At 60.8% G+C, this 18470-nt stretch carries 14 protein-coding genes; 6 read left to right on the forward strand and 8 right to left on the reverse strand.

Translation table 11 applies throughout. The annotated features are described in order from the left end of the window. Positions 1-27: 27 nt before the first annotated feature. The 6 genes from J2887_RS09695 to J2887_RS09720 form a co-directional block, all read right to left on the reverse strand. Positions 28-1470 carry an NAD-dependent succinate-semialdehyde dehydrogenase gene (locus tag J2887_RS09695; RefSeq protein WP_416381916.1) on the reverse strand — a complete coding sequence of 481 codons (1443 nt, stop codon included), beginning with the start codon at positions 1468-1470 and terminating at the stop codon, positions 28-30. 510 nt (positions 1471-1980) lie between these two features. Beyond that, the gene (locus tag J2887_RS09700) at positions 1981-3231 is read right to left on the reverse strand and encodes an ABC transporter substrate-binding protein (RefSeq protein WP_227175797.1); all 1251 of its coding nucleotides are present in this window, start codon (positions 3229-3231) and stop codon (positions 1981-1983) included. Positions 3232-3236: 5 nt separating this feature from the next. After that, positions 3237-4580 (reverse strand): sigma-54-dependent transcriptional regulator, encoded by a 1344-nt coding sequence (locus tag J2887_RS09705; protein ID WP_227175798.1) that lies wholly within the window; start codon positions 4578-4580, stop codon positions 3237-3239. Then, on the reverse strand, positions 4577-6382 hold the full coding sequence (locus J2887_RS09710; RefSeq protein ID WP_227175799.1) for a sensor histidine kinase: 1806 nt from the start codon (positions 6380-6382) through the stop codon (positions 4577-4579). The genes J2887_RS09705 and J2887_RS09710 overlap by 4 nt, the downstream gene beginning before the upstream one ends. Positions 6383-6425: 43 nt before the next feature. Next, positions 6426-9527, reverse strand: a complete 3102-nt coding sequence (locus J2887_RS09715; protein ID WP_227175800.1) for an efflux RND transporter permease subunit — start codon at positions 9525-9527, stop codon at positions 6426-6428. A 10-nt stretch (positions 9528-9537) separates the two neighbouring features. After that, entirely contained in the window at positions 9538-10674 is a 1137-nt protein-coding gene (locus J2887_RS09720; protein WP_227175801.1) for an efflux RND transporter periplasmic adaptor subunit, read from the reverse strand. Positions 10675-10857: 183 nt separating this feature from the next. On the opposite strand from J2887_RS09720, the gene J2887_RS09725 reads away from it, so the two are divergent. Beyond that, positions 10858-11514: a TetR/AcrR family transcriptional regulator gene (locus J2887_RS09725; protein WP_227175802.1), complete on the forward strand. Its 657-nt coding sequence runs from the start codon at positions 10858-10860 to the stop codon at positions 11512-11514. Here J2887_RS09725 and J2887_RS09730 read toward each other — a convergent pair. Beyond that, positions 11504-12142: a DUF1826 domain-containing protein gene (locus J2887_RS09730; RefSeq protein WP_227175803.1), complete on the reverse strand. Its 639-nt coding sequence runs from the start codon at positions 12140-12142 to the stop codon at positions 11504-11506. The genes J2887_RS09725 and J2887_RS09730 overlap by 11 nt on opposite strands. A gap of 237 nt (positions 12143-12379) precedes the next feature. Here J2887_RS09730 and J2887_RS09735 point away from each other — a divergent pair, with 237 nt between their 5' ends. After that, on the forward strand, positions 12380-12787 hold the full coding sequence (locus tag J2887_RS09735) for a TraR/DksA C4-type zinc finger protein (protein WP_228752852.1): 408 nt from the start codon (positions 12380-12382) through the stop codon (positions 12785-12787). Positions 12788-12887: 100 nt separating this feature from the next. After that, the gene (locus tag J2887_RS09740) at positions 12888-14345 is read left to right on the forward strand and encodes a malate:quinone oxidoreductase (protein ID WP_227175805.1); all 1458 of its coding nucleotides are present in this window, start codon (positions 12888-12890) and stop codon (positions 14343-14345) included. A 28-nt stretch (positions 14346-14373) separates the two neighbouring features. Here J2887_RS09740 and J2887_RS09745 read toward each other — a convergent pair whose 3' ends face one another. Beyond that, entirely contained in the window at positions 14374-15558 is a 1185-nt protein-coding gene (locus J2887_RS09745; RefSeq protein ID WP_227175806.1) for an aromatic ring-hydroxylating oxygenase subunit alpha, read from the reverse strand. 227 nt (positions 15559-15785) lie between these two features. Here J2887_RS09745 and J2887_RS09750 point away from each other — a divergent pair, with 227 nt between their 5' ends. Genes J2887_RS09750 through J2887_RS09760 form a run of 3 tightly spaced genes read left to right on the forward strand, consistent with a single transcriptional unit; the run spans position 15786 to position 17991 of the window. After that, entirely contained in the window at positions 15786-16790 is a 1005-nt protein-coding gene (locus J2887_RS09750; RefSeq protein WP_227175807.1) for an AraC family transcriptional regulator, read from the forward strand. Positions 16791-16837: 47 nt separating this feature from the next. After that, positions 16838-17155, forward strand: a complete 318-nt coding sequence (locus tag J2887_RS09755; RefSeq protein ID WP_227175808.1) for a hypothetical protein — start codon at positions 16838-16840, stop codon at positions 17153-17155. A gap of 11 nt (positions 17156-17166) precedes the next feature. Further along, positions 17167-17991: a CPBP family intramembrane glutamic endopeptidase gene (locus J2887_RS09760; RefSeq protein ID WP_227175809.1), complete on the forward strand. Its 825-nt coding sequence runs from the start codon at positions 17167-17169 to the stop codon at positions 17989-17991. Positions 17992-18470: the final 479 nt, after the last annotated feature.

Below are 18470 nucleotides of genomic sequence, written 5' to 3' on the forward strand. Positions count from 1 at the left end.
ACGGATTGAGTTGCTCTGTGGGGCGCATCAGAACGCGCTGCAGATGTACTTGAGTTCAAGGTATTCATCGATGCCGTATCTGGAACCTTCACGGCCAAGCCCGGACTGCTTCATGCCGCCGAAAGGCGCGACTTCGTTGGAGATCAGGCCGGTGTTGTGGCCGACCATGCCGTACTCCAGGGCTTCTGCCACCCGCACGGAACGGCCGTGATCGCGGGTGTAGAAATAGGCGGCGAGGCCGAAGATGGTGTCGTTGGCCATGGCGATGGCGTCTTCTTCGGTATCGAACACGAACAGCGGAGCCATCGGGCCAAAGGTCTCTTCCCTGGCGACTTTCATGGCGGGTGTCACGCCGGTCAGGATGGCGGGTGTCAGGAACAGCCCGCCCAGACGTTCGCCGCCATGGAGCAGGGTGGCGCCTTTCTCGACCGCATCGGCGATGTGTTCTTCCACCTTGCGGATGGCTTTCTCTTCGATCATCGGGCCAATGTCGACGCCGTCTTCGGTGCCGTTTCCGACGTTCAGGGCGCGCACCGCGGTGGCTAGCTTGTCGGCAAAGGCGTCATAGACCCCACGCTGTACCAGAATCCGGTTGGCGCACACGCAGGTCTGGCCGGCGTTACGGTATTTGGAGGCGATGGCGCCCTGGACCGCTTTATCCAGATCCGCATCGTCGAAGACGATGAACGGTGCGTTGCCGCCCAGTTCCAGCGACAGTTTTTTGATTGTCGGTGCGCATTGCGCCATCAACAGCCGGCCCACTTCGGTGGAGCCGGTGAATGACAGCTTGGCCACGTTTTCACTGTCGGTGAGTACCTGGCCGATCTTGCTGGCTGGCCCGGTGACGATCTGCAGGACCCCGGCCGGAACGCCCGCCCGCTGGGCCAGTTCGCCAAGGGCCAACGCGGTCAGTGGCGTAAGATCTGCCGGCCGCACAATCATCGAGCAGCCAGCCGCCAGGGCCGGTGCCGCCTTGCGGGTAATCATCGCGGCCGGGAAGTTCCAGGGGGTGATGGCGGCGGTCACCCCGATGGGCTGGCGCAGCACGGTCAGGCGTTGATCGGCATGGGGCGCAGGGATGGTGTCACCGTAAAGGCGCTTGGCTTCCTCGGCAAACCACTCGATGAACGAGGCTGCGTAAGCAATCTCGCCACGGGCTTCAGCCAGTGGCTTGCCCTGTTCGGTGGTCATGATCAGCGCCAGATCGTCGACATGCTCCAGCATCAGTTCAAACCACTGACGCAGAATCGCGGAACGGTCCTTGGCAGTGCGTTTGGCCCACGCCGCCTGCGCAACCCGGGACGCATCGATAATGGCGGGGATTTCATCCGGCCCGAAGCTGGGAACCGTGCCAACAGTGTCGCCATTGGCCGGGTTGATGACGGCAAAGGTTTCCTGGGAGCGGGATTCCAGCCACTGCCCGTTCACCAGGCAGTGGTTCTTGAGTAGCGATGGGTCTTTCAATGGGATCATTGCAGGCTCCTGTTTTTGTATGACAGTTGGGGTGAATGACGATTCGTTGCAGCGATCTGGTACGGCGCTCAGACACGACAGTTAGGCACCGCCTGTGTTCATCGGACCACACAGGCGGGCAGCCTGGTCGCGGCAATGCTCACCACCATGGGCTGCCCGGTGGTGCCTCCGACGATGACAGCGGTGTCAGATTGGCAATAACGGTAGGAAGATCGTTGGCAGTGCTTTCATCGGGAACGGCCTCGTTACGTTGTTGTAGGTGGCTGATAGCGCGCTCAAAGCTCGGTGCATTAGCGGTATAGCAACCGCAGTGCCAGTTCCCTGATATTTCCTAGCTAATTGAAATTAAAGGCGTAACTGTCTTTCTGGAAAGAAAGAAAAATGATGGCGTGAGCGGTATCCGCTCAGGTTGCGCTGCGCATTGAGCGCTTTTCGCTCCGACGGCCATTGGCTGCGAACCGCGCCTTGCAGCTACAGCCCTCAGATCGCGCAGAGGCGATGTCGGAGTTAATCAGAGGTGGGGGAGTTCGATGACGGGTAGTGTATGTACCAGTCGTTCAGCAGCTTGCTGGCCGGAGGCAGGCCATCATCGGCGGTGCTGGTGCCGATAGAGATCACCTGCTGCAGCTGGTGGGTGTCCGGGTCCATGAACGAGGTGAACCCGGGCGGGTCCTCGGGCAGTTTCAGTTGCAGATGCTCAAGCGCCCGCTGAACGTCGGCGTCACTGGCGTCGGTCCCGGCGGTCTGAATGGCCTCGGCAATGGCCAGGATGCCGGCGTAGGCGCCTTCGGCGGCATAAGAGGGGTAACGGCCGCTGAGCTCGTGAAAGCGCTGTACAAACCAGCGGTTGTACGCGGTTTGCGGCCAGTTGTTGTGGTGGCGGGCGGAGAGAATCAGTCCGGAGGGCATGTTCTCACCCAGGGCTGCCAGCACTTCGTAGTTGCCGCCGGTGTCGAAGTTGGCGACCCGTGTGCGGTGGAACAGCGGAGTCTGGTTGGCCTGCTGCACAAAGGCCACCAGATCGCCGCCCCACAGGGCATTCACCACCAGGTCGACCGGCTGTTCGGTGAGCGCGTGAATGTAGGGGGCATAGTTGGGCTCGTACAGCCGTGGCCACAGCACGGTCACGATCTCGAAGTCGACGCCCTGATCTGTCAGGGCGTCCCGGAGGTCCCGCCACATGCGGTAGCCATAGTCGTAATCCGGGCCTAGGTAGGACAGCCGCAGTGGCCGGTTGTCGGGGAGCGGAAAACGATCCCGGATGTAGGCCGCTGCCGCGGTCATGGACTGATGAATGTTGTTGTTGACGCGGAAGTAATAGGGCGACACCGGCGCTTCCGTCAATCTGGTGGAGGCGTGGTCGGTGCCAATGAAGAATGCACGCTCCGACTCTGCGACCTGGGAGACGGCCCAGGCGATGGAGGAATTGACGACACCGCACAGGAAGCGGGCATTGTCCTCACGGACAAACGCCCGTACCAGGCGCACGGCCCGGGAAACCCGGGAGCGGCTGTCTTCCACCATGATGTGCAGACTGGGGTAGGTTGTCTCCTGCTGTTCAAGCCATTCCAGCGCCAGCCGGATGCCGACCAGGCTGTCCTTGCCGTAAAGACCGCCCCGACCGTCGAGCGGAAACAGGCAGCCGACCTGTACGTCGGCCTCAGCAGCGGGGACGCCCAGGGTAACCCGCGCCTCGACTCGGGCACAGACCAGCATCAGAGACAGCAGGACAGCGGACAGAAACCGGGGCAATGCCATGGCGACTAGGCCTCGATGCCCAGGCGCTGAATCCGCCGTTTAAGGGCATGGCGGGAGATGCCCAGACGTTCGGCGGCTTCGCCCTTGCGCCAGTCGGTTTCCCTCAGGGCCTGGAGTATCAGTTCTTTCTCGCGGGCCTCCACCGCGTCGGCGTAACGGGCGGCCGGCGTCGTGGTGGTGTCGTGGTGGTGGAACTCGTCGGGCAGGCGGTCTGGGGTGATTTCGCGGCCAGGGTGCAGGATGGTCATCCGCTCCACCAGGTTGCGCAGCTCCCGTACGTTTCCAGGCCAGTGATAGCCCTGCAGACGGCGAACCACCTCCGGGTGCCAGCGTGGTGGCTCGGACGCCTCCTGGGCCGCAAAGCGCTCGCCGAAGTAGTTCAGCAGCAGGTCGATGTCCTCCGGTCGTCCGGCCAGGCCTGGCGCGTCGATGGGGAGGATGTTGAGGCGGTAGTAGAGATCTGCACGGAAGTTGCCGGCTTCGGACTCGGCTTTGAGGTCCCGATTGGTGGCGGCAATCACCAGCACCTCCGCCTGGAACTCGCGACTGGCCCCGACCGGCCGGTAGCTGCGATTCTCCAGGAAACTGAGCAGCTTTGCCTGCAGTGGCAGCGGCAGTTCACCGATTTCATCCAGGAACAGGGTGCCGCTGTCGGCCAGGGCGATCAGTCCCGCCCGGCTCTGGGTAGCGCCGGTATAGGCACCTTTCTCGGCACCGAACAGCTCAGCTTCAATCAGTTGCTCCGGCAACGCAGCGCAGTTGACTTCGATAAACGGTGCTTCCTGCATCCGGAAGTCGTGCACACTGCGGGCTATCAGCGCCTTGCCGGTACCTGAGGGCCCGGAGATCAACACGGTTCGGGTGTTGCTCTGGCCAACCTGCTCAATGGTGCGCTTGAGCTGCCGGACCGGATCACTGAATCCGACGATCCGGTCGGCGTGTGATTGCCGCTGGCGCAGGTAGGTCAGTTCCCGCTTGATGCGGAAACGCTCACTGGACCGCCGGATCAACAGCACCAACTCGTCCCAGTCGAACGGCTTGGTGATGTAGTCCACCGCGCCATCTTTCACCGCCTTGACGGCAGCCCGGGTGTCGCCGTGGGCGGAGATCATGATCACCGGCAGTTCCGGGTAGTCGGACTTGAGTTCGGCCAGGACTTCCAGGCCGGAGATGTCCGGCAAGCCCAGATCCAGCAACACCACATCCGGGCGCTCGGTGTCGATGGCCTTGATGCCGTCTGCGCCGGTGTGGGCGCCAGCCACGGACATTGCCTGGTCTTCCAGCGCAAACCGGATGCTGCGGACCAGGTTGTGTTCGTCATCTATCACCAGGACGCGGACGGCGCTCATGCTTCCAACTCCATACCTTCACCGATCGGGAATCGAATACTAACAGTTGCTCCCTGGCCTGGCGTGCTCTCAATGGTCAGACGGCCGCCGTTCTTGACGGCCAGGGTGTGGCAGATCGCCAGCCCCAGGCCAGTGCCGGTACTCTTGGTGGTGAAGAACGGCTCGATGACCCGTTGGCGCTGGTGCTCTGGAATACCGGGACCGTTGTCGCGCACCGAGAGCATGAGGCTCTGGTCGATGGCTTCGGCATCCAGCCAGACCTGACCGCCGTGGGGCAGCGCCTGCAGGGCATTGAGCACCAGGTTCATCAGCATCTGGCGTAACTGGCCGGCGTCGGCATGCACCGTAAGGTTGGCCGGGCAGTTTACCGTGAGCGTCACATTCTGGCGGCGGGCGGACGCTGTCACCAGCGCGGTCAGGCCGTCGAACAGTTGCCGTACCAGAATGGGTTCTGCCTGTGGTTCCCTGGGCCGGGCGAAGTTCAGCAGGTTACCGATAACCTCGTTAACCCGTTGAACCTCGTCCTCCAGCATTGCCAGCATCTCACGGTGACTGGCGTTGGGTTCCCGTTTGATCAGGGCCTGCAGGGTCGTCAGCATGGTGGTGAGTGGATTGCGGATGTCGTGAGCCAGTCCGGCGGCCAGCTTGCCAAGGGAGGCCTGTCGATCGACCTCCAGGGTGGAGCGAATGACCTGCTTGAGCTGGTGCCGCATGCGTTCGATGGATTCCGCAAGAGCTTTGACCTCGCGGCTGGAGGATTGCGCCACCGGGGTTTCCAGGTCGCCATTGGCGACGTGTTCAACGCTCTCAATCAGTGCGTCCATCTGCCGTTTCAGCCGGCGGGAGATCACCAGGTGAATGATCAGCAGGAAACTGGCAGTGCCGGTGACCAGCAGGATCAGCACGTAGCGCATGCGCGCGCTGGACGGCTCAACCAGGGCCCGGGTCTGTTCCAGCTCCAGGTGCCAGCCAGGCAGCAGTGGGTAGCTGCCAACGAGGGTTTCCGGGCTGGATACCAGCTGGCCAACGGTGTCGTAGGTGCGGCCATCCGGCAGGCTAAGGCGGGGCCGGATTACACCGTCGACCTGCAAACTGCCGGCGATGGCCGCGAGGGAATTGAACCGCACAATCAGTCCGATTGCAGGCGTGTGGTCGCGGGTGCCGGTGCCGCTTTGATTGACGGTCCCGCCATTGAGCGCAACCGATTGCTTCATCAGCAGTACCGGTGGCCGATCCCAGGACGGGGGCTCCGGTCCGATCAACTGGGCACCCTCGAAATCGATGGCGGGGGTGGCCTTCATCCGGTCATAGCGTTCCCGGGTCAGGGCACCATCGGGAAAGGTCCAGACCAGGTTCTGGTCGGCATCGAAGAACGCCACGCCGTAGAGCGCCTTTTGTTCCGCTTGCAGAATCAGCAGGTCCCGCAGGGTGGGGGATAGCTGGTCACTGCCGCCCTCCGTGAAGATACCCGGGGTATCGAACTGGTCGACCAGCGCCGCCAGTTCGTAGCGTCGTTCGTTCAGGTAGACCTGAAACTCGTTCTTGGTGGCTGCGGTGCGGGTGGCCAGTCGCTCGTCCGTCAGTCGCGAGACCAGTTCAGAAAAGTAGCTGTCGTAAAGCGCCGCAAACGACAGCAATGGCACCAGCGCCGCCAGCAGCGACACCCACAGGTAGCGGGACGACATGGAGTAACGCCGGAACCGGGGCCGTTCCGCCGCCTGGCCCGGGGGCGGAGACTGTAGCGGCGAAGACAGTGGCGGCGCAGACAACGGCGGACCCGGTTGGATGCAGTGTTTGGTCAATGGTGAGGTTTCCTGACGAGGGATTCCTGAAATCGGCGACGGTTTATGACGGCTCGCGATCTGCGTGTCCGGGTATGCGGATACCGAAGAACAGACAGTACAGGGCCGGTGCCACACCCAGGGTCAGAATGGTTCCGACCGCAAGGCCAAATGCCATGCTGGAAGCCATGCCATAGAACAGCACGTCTTTGCCGAGAATCAGTGGCAACAGGCCAACGATGGTGGTGATGGTTGTCATCAGAATGGGCCGCAGACGCCGAACGCTGGCGCTGATAACAATATCAGAATCCGGCCGCCGGCTCTGCCGTCGTTCGATATCGATCCGGTCGATCAGCATGATGGCATTGTTCACGATGATGCCCGCCAGGGCCAGCATTCCGAGAATCACCATGAAACCAAACTGGGCCTGCATGATCCGCAGCCCCATACCAACGCCGATGATTACCAGCGGAATGGTGAGCACGACAATCAGCGGTCGCCGGTAGCCATTGAACTGGGCGACCAGCAGCAGTACCGAAAGCCCAAGGCAGAGTGGAAAGCCGGCAAACAGCGCCGCGCGGCCAACCTGAGAGTCTTTGACGATGCCGTCGAACTCCACCACGTGGCCGGGGGCCAGATGCTGGTTCAGGGTATCGAGTTTGGGCTGCAGTATCGGCGCCATGTCCTCCGGCGAGAGCGTCAGGTTGCGTGCCTCCACCGTCACCGTGCGGACCAGATCCTCCCGATGAATGAATCCGAAACCAGGCTGCGTATTGATGCTGGCAATCTGCGCCAGTGGCACCGCGTCTGCCGAGCCCTGGGGAAACACCGGAGCGGTTTTCAGCCGACCGGGGTCCTGGCGCTCGCCGGCAATCGCCCGGGCGACAATGGCAAACACCTCATCTCCCTCGCGGAACTGTGCCATCGTTCGACCACTGACGTAGCTGGTGAGGGAGTTGCCAATGTCTTCGGACGTAACACCAGCGCGCTGCGCCAGGTGTTGGTCGACCTCCACATTCAACCGTGTAACCGGGTTGTACCAGTTGCTCCAGACATCGATGGTGCCGGGTATCGATGTCAGCATGTCTTCGATGACCTGCGACTGCGCCACGATGTAATCGGCATCCGGACCCTTGACCTGGATCTGGATGACGTTGGGGTCAGACGGCCCCAGGAACATGCCGGAGATTCGTGCCTCGACATCCGCGAATCCATGCCTGAAGTCATCACGAAGACGGGGAATGGCAGCCGAAGCGGCGTCCCGGTTGCGGGCATTGATCACGATAAACCCCGCATTCGCAGCCGGTTCCAATGGTGCCAGCGAGAGCACGAAGCGGGGGCCGCCGAAGCCGGCATAGGCGGCAAAGTCCTCCAGTTCCGGGTAGCGTTCGTTATCGGCAATCAGACGCATCATCGCCTGCAGGCGGTCGTTGGTGGTGCGGGTCGTTACCCCCGCGGGCAGGTTGACGTAGACCAGGATCTGGGCGCGGTCGCTGTCCGGAAAAAACTTGGCTGGGGTGGCCTTTACCAGATAGGCGCCAAGGGGCAACAGGGCAAACATCGCAAGCACAAAGGCCAGCCGGTGCCGGAGAATCCGGGTCAGCACACCGGCGTAGGCCATCTCAACGCGGTTGAACAGGCCCGGGGCCGGCGTTGCTGTTTTCGCCGGGACCTTGATGAACAGGTAACACAGGGTCGGGGTCACGGTCAGCGCCAGTACCCAGGACGACAACAGGGAGATAAGAATGACCAGTGAGATGTTGCGGGTGTACTCGCCGGAGGCGTGTTCCGCCATCATCAGCGGCAGGAACACCAGGATGGTGGTCAGCGACGAGGAGAGCAGGGGCAGGGCCAGTTCACGGCCGGTCTGGGTCAGCGCCTGCTGGCGGTTGCTGCCTTCCATCAGAAGCCGTTTGAAGTGTTCCGCAACGACCACGCCATTGTCCACCAGCAGGCCCAGGGCGATGACCAGTGTCGCCAGGCTCATGCGTTCCAGACTCATTCCAAGGAACGCCATCATTGCCAGCGTGATCAGCATAACGGCGGGAATGATGGCGCCGACGATCAGTCCGGTACGCACGCCAAGGAACAGCACCACAAACGCCAACACGATGGCGAGGGTCTGAACCACGCTGGAGGATACGCCGTAGACCGCGTTCTCCACCTGATCCGCCTGCCAGGTGATGACATCCAGATCCAGGCCAACGGGCAGCGTTGCGGCCAGTTGCTCCAGCAGCACCTGCGCCCGCTCGGAGTAATCCAGTACGCTCTGGTCCGGTTGCATGATGATGGACAGGACCACCGCCGGCTTGCCGTTGAAATAGGCCCGCCGTGGTGCCGGATCGGCATAGCCGCGAGTGACGTTGGCAATTTCCCCGAGGCGGATCACCGAGTCCGCTTCTGTTGCGTCTTCCGGGCTGTCGTCAGGCACCGCAATCAACACCTGCTCAATATCGGCAATCGTCCGGAACTCGCCGCTCGGGACCAGGGAAAAGGCCCGGTCGCCGGAATCCAGCAGCGCGCCGTGCTGGAGGCTGTTGCGGGATTGCAGAGCGTCGGCAATGGCATCCGGTGGAATGCCCAGTTCGGCGAGACGGGCACCGGAGACCTCAATGAAGATGCGCTGCTCAACCGTGCCGATGATCTCGATTTTGCGGGTACCGGTGAGGGTGCGGATCACCTCCCGGCTGTGTTCGGCAAAGTCATGGAGTTCCGCAAGGCTGTAATCGCTACCGGTCAGCGCCAGGGTGATGATGCCAACATCGCCAAAGCTGTCGTTGACCCTGGGCGGGTGGGTCCCCTCCGGCAGGGCTGGCGTGGCATCGGTGACCGCTTCTTCCACCTCGTCCCACACCTGATCCAGTTCATCGAGCCGGTCATAGGCCTTGGCGTAAATGATGGACTGGCCGTCCGATGACACCGAACGCAGTTCTTCCACCCCGGTGACACCGAGGATGGCTTCTTCCAGGGGGCGGGTGATCAGGGCTTCGACCCGGTCCGCGCGAAGCCCTGGCAGGCTGGTTGAAACAATCGCCTCGCGAATGGTGATCTTGGGGTCTTCCCGCGCCGGTAATGAGAAAAAGCTCAGGGCGCCATAGAGCATGAGCGCCAGCACGGACAACAGCACCACCGGACGGAATCGGAACGCGGCTTCGGTAAGGTTCATCCGTCATTCCTCACTGGTTGTATCGCGCAATGCCAACACCCGCTGTAAGGACGGTCTGGCCGGTTTGCAGCAGGTTAACGCCTTTCTGGACCACCAGCTCACCGGGTTCCAGCCCGGAGAGCACTTCAATGTGCTGACCGCCAAGCTCACCCAGCACCACCTCCCGGGCGGCGAGCTGCGACTGCCCGTTAACCTGCTCAACCACAAAGACCCGCCCGATTCGCTGGCCGGCCGGGATATAGGCCGTTACCGGAATCAACAGGGGCGTCGCATCAGGGTGTTGGTCCCAGGTGGCCTCAATGGTCTCTCCAGGGCGCAGGGAGATATCGTCGGTTGCCAGCGTGAGGGTGATTGGAAACAGCCCGGCCCGGTTGGCCTGGGAGCCAATCCGGGCGACAACGCCAGTGGTTGATCGTCCGTGATTCAGCACCGAGACCGCCAGGGTCTGGCCAGTATCCAGCGCCTCCCGGACCGGACCGGGAACGTGAATGGTCGCTTCAAGGCCGTCTCGCTCGCCAATCAGGTGGAGAATCGGCTGGCCTGCGGCGACAAACTCGGCCGGCTCCGCCAGTCGCTCGGTGACCTCGCCCCGAAACGGCGCCAGGAGTGTTGCGTCTTCCAGTCGGTCCTGTGCCTGTGCAACCTCGGCCTTGAGCGCGTCGACCTGTGCCTGTGCCCGCTCAAACCGGGCCCGGGTCTGGTCAATGGCGGAGCGTGAGGTGGCGCCGGTGTCTGCCAACGCCAGCCGACGCCGGTAGTCCAGTTCGGCCTCCCGCCGGTCGGCCTCAGCGTTGGCCAGGTTGGCGCGGCGGGCCCTCAGGTCCAGTCGCAGGGCCTCGTCATCCAGGGTGGCAAGGGGCTGGTGGCGCTCAACGGTGTCACCCAGGTCCACGTCCAGAGACCGGATCATGCCGCCGGTTTCGAATGCCAGTACAGAACGACGGCGGGCCTGCACGGTGCCACTGAACGTCATCAGCCTGTCGGCGGCGACGTCGGCCGGGCTGACCATCACCGTGCGTGCGACCGGCATCTTGGGTTCCGGCGGTGGCGAGCAGGCCATCAACAGCAGGCCGCCGGCGGCAGCCAGGGTAAAGCCAAGCCGCCGGCCGGCCAGGTTGAACAGTATCGAAGGAGTGAGCGTCGGCATAACGATGTCCGGGTTGGGGCGCCAATGGCCTTTTTGGTCAGCGGCTCCAGGTTGGATTACATAAAATGACTGATGAGTCATAATATGACTGACTGGTCAGTTGACGCAATACCGATGGACTCGATATAAGCACTTCTGCATCAGCAAGAAACCGGCACCGACATCTGCCAGGAGAAGCAGCCAATGAATTCTGATAACGAGGACAAGCCCTTAACGCGCTCCCAGCGCCGCCGCCGTGAGGATCTGGTGAGAGCCGCGCTAAAGGTCTTTGACGAACACGGCTTCGAGGCAGCCCGTATGGACGACGTTGCCCGGGAGGCCGAGGTGGCCAAGGGAACGGTGTACCTCTACTTCAAGAACAAGGAAGACCTGTTTCAGGGCATGGTTCGGGATGTGGTGGGGCCGGCGCTGGACTCCGTCCGACAGGCGGCCACCCTGGCGAGCTGGCCACCGACAGAGCGCCTGGAGCAATTGGTCCGCTCGCTGGGCCGTTTTCTGGGGACCGGAGATTTTCGCACCATCCTGCGACTGATGATCGCCGAGGGGCCAAAGCATGAAAATCTCCGGCAATTCTATTATTCCAATATCGTTGAACCCGGTACGGCGGCCATTCGGCAATGCCTGCAGGATGGCGAGGCCAGCGGGGAGTTCCGCCAGGGCTCAGGGCAGGTGGCGCCGCAGGTTCTGGCGGGAGCGCCAATGATCGCCGCGATCTGGCAGATCCTGTTTGCTGATTATGCTCCCCTGGACACCGAGAGGCTGCTGGACGACCACCTGAAAACCGTTCTGGGAGGATTGCAGGTGACGGCAGGACAGTCGTCAGCCGCCATCACTCACTGAGCCAGTCGAGACCAATCAACAGCCGGGGATCACCCCGCCCGCAAGGTGAGCGGTGCACCACACCGTGACCTTCGTTGCCGATCCAGGCCTCACCCTTGAGCAGTGCCACCGCGCCGGTAGGGACATGGCGAATCTCCGCGGCGCTGGCGGTCTGGTCCGGCAGCCGCCCCGTGTCCCGGTGGCGAACCACACAGGACTCCGGCAGCCACTCCGTACCCGGCCCCAGATACGTGCTCAGTAGCCGCACCGGAACCCGGTCGGTGTGGAACCGGGGGCACATCGGCCGTTGCAGGGCGTGAAGCCGAACGCCAACCGCCGCAGGTTCAAACAGGCAGCGGAACATCTCGATCAGGTGATCAAGGTCGGCCAGGAAGGCGCCGGCGCCGGGAAGGTTGGCCGCCCAGGCCGGCAGCAGCTCGTGCGCGGACTCTCCGGGGCCGACGCTGATAAAGCGCTCCAGGCTGTCGGAGTGCGCCAGTAACGCATCGGCGAACGAATGCAGGGGCGCATCCAGACGGCGTTGCCAGATGGCCAGGTTCACGGTATTGCGAAAAATCTCAGTCAGGCAGTCGGCAGCTTCGCTTTCAACTGCAGATGGGGGATGGGGGGCTTTCAACAGGGCTGTCACAGGGGGTCTCCAGGAGGCTGGACGGTGGGTTTGTGGTGAGTTTGTTGCTGTCGGTGTTCGGCGAGTACTCAGCCGTTTCTCGGCAAACATGAGTGTTATGTTATAACATTGTTTTCCGGGTAGAGATCAACTCTGTGTCGATCAAACAGCCAATCGCCTGAAAAACCCGGTATTATCTGCCGACTCAAAACAACGCCGGTTACGGCCAAGAACAAACTATCTGACGGAATGAATGGAATGCTGACGAAGGAAGAACTGCTGGAAGCCCCAGAGGTGGATTACATGAACGAGGCGCAAATCGCCTTCTTCAAGGCCACACTGGAGCAACTGCGCCAGGACACCATGGACAGCATCGAGGCTGCCAAACAGACCCTGGCGAACCCGCCCGAACACAACGACGATGCCGACCGTGCCGCCTACGAGGAGGAGTCTCGGCTGGCTTTGCGCATTGTGGATCGCGAGCGCAAACTGCTGCCCAAGATCGAGGCCGCCATGCGCCGCATCGCCACCGGCGACTTTGGTTATTGCCTGGAATCCGGTGAGCCGATCGGCATCCCACGGCTGCTGCTCCGGCCCACCGCCGAGCTCTGCGCCGAGGTCAAGGCCATCAACGAGCGGCGTGAGAGCGCCTACCGGGACGCCTGACCCGGAACAGTGTGGACCAGCCCCTGATTTCCCGCGTATGCCTAAGCGTGCTAGGTTCTAGCTTGTTAAAAATGGAAAAAACGATGGGTAGGAAGACGTTATGAAAGTGATCGTCATTGGCGCGGGTATCATGGGCACCACGTTTGCGGTGTTGGCGAAGGAGCTGGCACCGGAACTGGACGTTACTATTCTGGAACGCCTGGAAGGCCCTGGCGCCGGTAACTCCTGGGTGTTCAACAACGCCGGCACCGGGCACGAGGCAAACTGCGAGCTGAACTACACCCCGGTGGACGAAGAGGTCATCTCGGTCGAGAAGGCATTGAAGATTCATGCCCAGTTCAATGTCGCCAAACAGTTCTGGGCCTATCTGGTCAACAAAGGCGCAATCCAGGACCCCAAGACGTTCATCAACCAGACCAAACACTGCACCATCGTTTCCGAATCCGCGATTGAAGAACTGCGACTGCGCTTCAAGGAAATGTCTGCCCATCATTTCTTTGAGCACATGCAGTACTCCGAGGACTTTGATGAGATTGAGCGCTGGCTGCCGTACCTCATGGAAGGCCGCCCGCGCCATGAAAAGATGGCCGCCACCGTCATTGAAACCGGCACCGATGTGAACTTCGGGGCGCTGACGGAGCAGATGGCGAACTACGCCGTGAACGAGCTTGGCGTCAAGATCGAGTACGGCACCCACGTCAAACGCGTACACCGAAGCCCGGCGGGCAGCTGGCTGGTGGAAACCGAGCGTATGGGCAACGCGGTTCAGTACAAGGCCGATGTATTGTTTGTCGGTGCCGGGGGCGGCGCCTTCCCACTTCTGAAAAAGAGCCACCTGCCATTCCGCGCCCGCTTCAGTGGCTTTCCGGTAGGAGGGCGGTTCCTGCAGGCGGCCATCACCAGGGAGCAGGCCGACCAGTACCGGGCCAAGACCTACGGCAAGGCCAAAGTGGGCGCGCCGCCCATGTCTGTGCCACACCTGGATCTGCGGGTGGCGAACGGTCAGCACTATCTGCTGTTCGGGCCGTTTGCGTCCTTCAAGCCGGTTCTGGAAAAAGGCCGTGGCTTCATCGACTACCTCCGGTCCATGCGATTACACGATCTGCCGGGCCTGCTGAACGTGGCCCTGGAGCACTTCCCGCTAGTGAAGTATCTGGTCTCTGAAACCTTTAAAGGCGAGAGTAGCATGCTGGCGGAGCTGGAGAATTTCGCGCCGGGCATCAGCCGCAAGTTTGACTGGAAAGCGGTGGAAGCCGGCCAGCGGGTGCAGATCATCAAGGACGGCGACCTGCAGATGGGCACCGAGATCATCGTGTCCAGCGACAAGACTTACGGCACCTTGCTGGGGGCATCTCCCGGCGCATCGGTGTCGCCGGAAGTCATGCTGCGATGCCTCGAACAGCTGCTACCCGCCGTGGTAGCCGGGGACGAGGCCAGGCAGAAGCTCAAAGACATCTTCCCCGAAGACAGCCTCGACACACTCAGCCACAACCCCGAACGCTACCGGGAGATCCGCGACGCGGTAAACCAGACGCTGGGGATTGTGGCGCCGGTTTAGCGCTGGTTTTACGACAGCCACGGGCGTCTCATTTGGCAGACTTGCAGGTCTGCCGGGCCGCTTCCAACCTGTCCTCAACCCAGCGATTGTAGGCCTCCAGGGCGCCTTCATTACGCCCGAAGGTCAGGGACTGGTTGGCGCCGCTGGTCAGTCCCGCCTGAATTGATTCGCCCAGTTCAAAATCCTCGTCCAGCGTGGCGATGGAGATGGCCATGTTGCGTTGCCAATGGCTCAGGGCCTCCTCACTCAGCGCGGCCGGCGGTGTCGGGATCAGCGATGTGATCACGATGTCGGTTTCATCGGCGCTCACCGGAATCATCTGAATCCAATCGACATGGGCTTTCTGGACCAGCAGTGTGGTCTGTGGCGCCAGCCCGTAGACAATGTGGGCGATGTCCCTGAGTCGGGCTTCCCCCAGTGAATCGAGGGTAACGTCCCGCAGCCTCTCCGTGGGCATGACGACCCGAAAATGCGCGCCCATTTGATCAGTAACGCAGGTGTTGCTCAGAAAATACGGACCGATGCTGTTCTTGTGCGCGAACTTGAAGTGATAGGTTTCCAATCCACCCTCGGTCACGATCTTCCAGTTGCAACGCCAGCGTCGGCGATGCTGTTTGAATACGTGGAGCTGATCCAACCCCAGCCAGGTGAGGTCGCCTTCCACAGGGGCCAGGTGCTGCTTGAGCTGCTGTTCCGCATCCGCCTGGGTTTCGGCGGCCGGGCACAGCCAGATGAACCCGTGCGTTTCCACGCAGGGTATGTTGCTGAGACCGTGAGCCTGCTTGTCCAGACCAGGAAAGCAGGTCTGCTCGAAGGGGACTGAGACCAGCGCCCCATCTGAGCCGTAGCGCCACGCGTGGTAGGGGCAGGAAAAGGCCTTGGCACAGCCGGAGGCCCGGGATTCGACCCTGGCGCCACGGTGCCGGCAGACGTTGTGAAAGGCGTTGACCTTGCCGTCGCCGCCGCGGGTGAACAGGACTGCACCTGTGTGTGTCTCCAGGGACCGGAAATAGTGTGGCCCCGGCAGTTCGCTGCTGTGCAGGTAGGCCAGCGGAAGTTGTTGGTGGATGGTCTGCATCTCACGCTCAAACCGGTCTGGATCGATATAGCGTTCGACCGGCGAGGCGTGGCTTGCCGACGCCAGGGTCGTGGTTTTCTCTTGCAACAATTCAAGACAGCGTTCTAACAGGCGTTGTTCGTCTGATCGATGCACGGGTAGGGGCCTCCGGCCATGGTGGTCTGGATGGTTCCGGACGGCTGTTGGCATTGCCGTCCCTGGTCTGATCAACCTACCGTCTGCCTCGCCAGGACGGCAGGTTCAAATCCTGCCGCCGGCTTGTCCATTTCTTGCGTTCTCCGATAGATTGTATCGATAGATCGGCAATCCTTGGTTGGATAACGCGAATGGTCGCTCCATTGAACTCCCTGCAAGAACACTTGATGACGCAAACCATCCCAATGCCTTTCCTGGGGGATGTATTGGAAGGCATCGGGGTGCGGTCGCCTGTTGCACAGCGTCTCCTGTCGGAATGGCAACTGACTGATCGGCAACTGACAGTGAGCGGGCACCGGGTGTCCAAACTCGAGTACAGCGGGTTCGTTAAACGTGTGATGTTTGAAACCGAAGACCTGTTCCTGGGGTTTCTGGACAAACCGCTACCCAGGCGGGCCTTTGGGGTGTTTGCGATGGGCGCTGTGGGATGCCGTTCTCTGCGGGCACTGGTGGACTATGGCAACCTGTACTTTTCAATGTTCACGGACCAGTTCCACTGGGAGATCGTGCGCCAGGCGGGCACGGTGGCCCTGGTGCTCAAGTTTGATGAGCGCAGAAACCTCAGTTACCGGTTTATCTATCAAAGCATGCTGCTGATCTGGCTGCGACTGATCAGCTGGTTCATTGGTGAGGAACTGAAACCCAGAATTCTGGCGTTCCGTTTTCCGGAACAGTCCATCGATAGCCATTTGCGTTACCTGTTCGGCGAGCGCCTGACGTTTTCTGCCGACGATAACCGGATTGTGTTTGATGAGGCAGCGATCGATGTGCCGTTCTCCGCAACGCAGGACGAGGTGTTGAGGATGCTGAAAGACAATCACAACATGATGCTGGTGCGAAACACGGCGGAGCCGTTCACCAGGCAAACCCGACGGCTGCTGGTGCTCCACCGGGAGACGGGCTGGCTTAAGCAGGCGGACATCGCCCATTCGCTGGGCCTCTCTGAGAATCTGTACTGGCGAAAACTGAAGAAAGAGGGCGCCACGTACAGTGGCATTTTGGGCAACCTGAAGCGGGATTTCGCACTTCGCCTGCTGGCTGATCCCAACCTGGCCATGGAGGCGATCGCACAGCAGTTACATTTTTCGGAACTGAGTGCCTTCAACAAAGCCTTCAGAAAATGGACCGGATCGACACCGGGGCAGTATCGCACCCAGTTGCTGGCTGACTGACACTTGCAGAAGCTGCCGTTTGTTCACTGGAAGAATGGATCAATAAGATGAACAAGTTATCGCAATCGTTATTCAACGAAGACATTCCCAACTGGCGAAAACTGGGCGTTTTCATCCTCCAGGTTGCCACCATCCTGTTTGGTGTCATCCACTTTGTGGCGTACTTCCAACCGGGTGATGGTTCCAGGGAACTGTATGGCTATTTCAGCGCCATGGTTGCGATGACGGCGGTGGTACAGCTTATCGCAGGCTGGTTTGCGTACAGACATAGAGTGCCAAGTTATCTCTGGCTAGCCTGCGCGGTCTGGATCATCCTGACGGTGTTCTGGCAAGGGCTGGTGGTCGTGTTGTTGTCAGTGAGCTAGGAAACGAAATCATGCACCACAAACCCCAGGGTGTGCCGGATAACCACCCGAACCCAGGCAAACCCATCCTGAACGGCGGCTCGCCAAACCGGGATGTCTCTGTCGGTGACTTTCCGTTCTACCACGGCCAGCCGATCACCCTCAATTCCGGCCAATGGATGCTGGTGCTGGCAGCGGTTGCCGTGGGCTTCGCCTGTCTCACAGCGCCGATTCCGGTACTGATCTCGCCGACGGGTATCGTGATCCGTACCGTATTGTTCGCGGTGGTTCCTCTTGTGGCATTGCGTTGTGTGGCTGGCCCGCATTGGAAAGCGCTGTTTCGCCCTGTACGTGGTGTGGATATCGGGTGGATGCTTGCCTTTGCGATTCTCAACCTGATCGTGAGCAGCCTGGTCGGCATTCTGGTGATGAAGCTGTTCGGGGCTGATGTAAATGTCGCGGTTGGCGGCCTGGCAAACCAGGCAGCCGCTGACCAGATGGTCTTCTTCCTGCGCTCTGTTCCACAGCTGTTGGGCGAGGAGATTCTGACCATACTGCCGTTTCTGGCCATCCTTTACTGGATGCACAACCGCCTGGGACTGAGCCGTAGTATCTCGGTGCTTATCGCCTGGGTGGTCTCTGCGGTGATATTCGGTTTGGCACACCTGCCGTCCTACAACTGGAATTGGCTCCAGTGCATCCTGATTATTGGCAGTGCACGACTCGTATTGACCCTGGCCTACATCAAAACCAGGAATCTGTGGGTCTCCACCGGTGCCCACATAATCAATGACTGGGCCATCTTCGGGTTCGTTATCATCGCCTCGGCGTCAGGGTTCTCCCAGGCAGGGCCTTAATCAGAAGCTCCTCAAAGGATGTGAGGAACAGCGCATTGAATACGGGTCGACGTCTCCCCCGATGCTCTGGCTGGTCTGGCCAACGGCTACAAAATGTCCCTTATTCGAATACTTCGCGCGCAATCACAGGTTCTTGCCTCTTGCCAATTGTGGGAGAGCATAGCAGTCTAGCTGACTGATTAAATGTCGGTTAAGGGGCCAAGGAGTGGCGAAATCACGGTAAAAGGCAAAACCCCGGATACGTGTTCTTTGATGGTTGTCCATGTTGGCACTCCAAGCTGGGCTGTGTTCCGTACAGTTGTCGGGATATTATGGCGTTTGACACATTTTGCCCAAAACGGACCTAGATAAACCCTCTTTAAGTGCTTGATAGATTGGTGATTGGCGTATAGGTTTGATGGAGAAATGTGGCGGGATATCACGTCTGGTGACGTGTTTAAACACGTCATGAGCCGTTGAATCAATGTTAAAAGTTTAGA

Source organism: Marinobacter sp. CA1, from assembly GCF_020546665.1.
Classification (GTDB): Bacteria; Pseudomonadota; Gammaproteobacteria; order Pseudomonadales; family Oleiphilaceae; genus Marinobacter; species Marinobacter xestospongiae.

Coding starts and splice junctions, on each gene's coding strand:
- J2887_RS09700 (WP_227175797.1), bottom strand. CDS start 3,231: ATGGCATTGCCCCGGTTTCTGTCCGCTGTCCTGCTGTCTCTGATGCTG.
- J2887_RS09705 (WP_227175798.1), bottom strand. CDS start 4,580: ATGAGCGCCGTCCGCGTCCTGGTGATAGATGACGAACACAACCTGGTC.
- J2887_RS09715 (WP_227175800.1), bottom strand. CDS start 9,527: ATGAACCTTACCGAAGCCGCGTTCCGATTCCGTCCGGTGGTGCTGTTG.
- J2887_RS09720 (WP_227175801.1), bottom strand. CDS start 10,674: ATGCCGACGCTCACTCCTTCGATACTGTTCAACCTGGCCGGCCGGCGG.
- J2887_RS09725 (WP_227175802.1), top strand. CDS start 10,858: ATGAATTCTGATAACGAGGACAAGCCCTTAACGCGCTCCCAGCGCCGC.
- J2887_RS09735 (WP_228752852.1), top strand. CDS start 12,380: ATGCTGACGAAGGAAGAACTGCTGGAAGCCCCAGAGGTGGATTACATG.
- J2887_RS09740 (WP_227175805.1), top strand. CDS start 12,888: ATGAAAGTGATCGTCATTGGCGCGGGTATCATGGGCACCACGTTTGCG.
- J2887_RS09750 (WP_227175807.1), top strand. CDS start 15,786: ATGACGCAAACCATCCCAATGCCTTTCCTGGGGGATGTATTGGAAGGC.
- J2887_RS09755 (WP_227175808.1), top strand. CDS start 16,838: ATGAACAAGTTATCGCAATCGTTATTCAACGAAGACATTCCCAACTGG.
- J2887_RS09760 (WP_227175809.1), top strand. CDS start 17,167: ATGCACCACAAACCCCAGGGTGTGCCGGATAACCACCCGAACCCAGGC.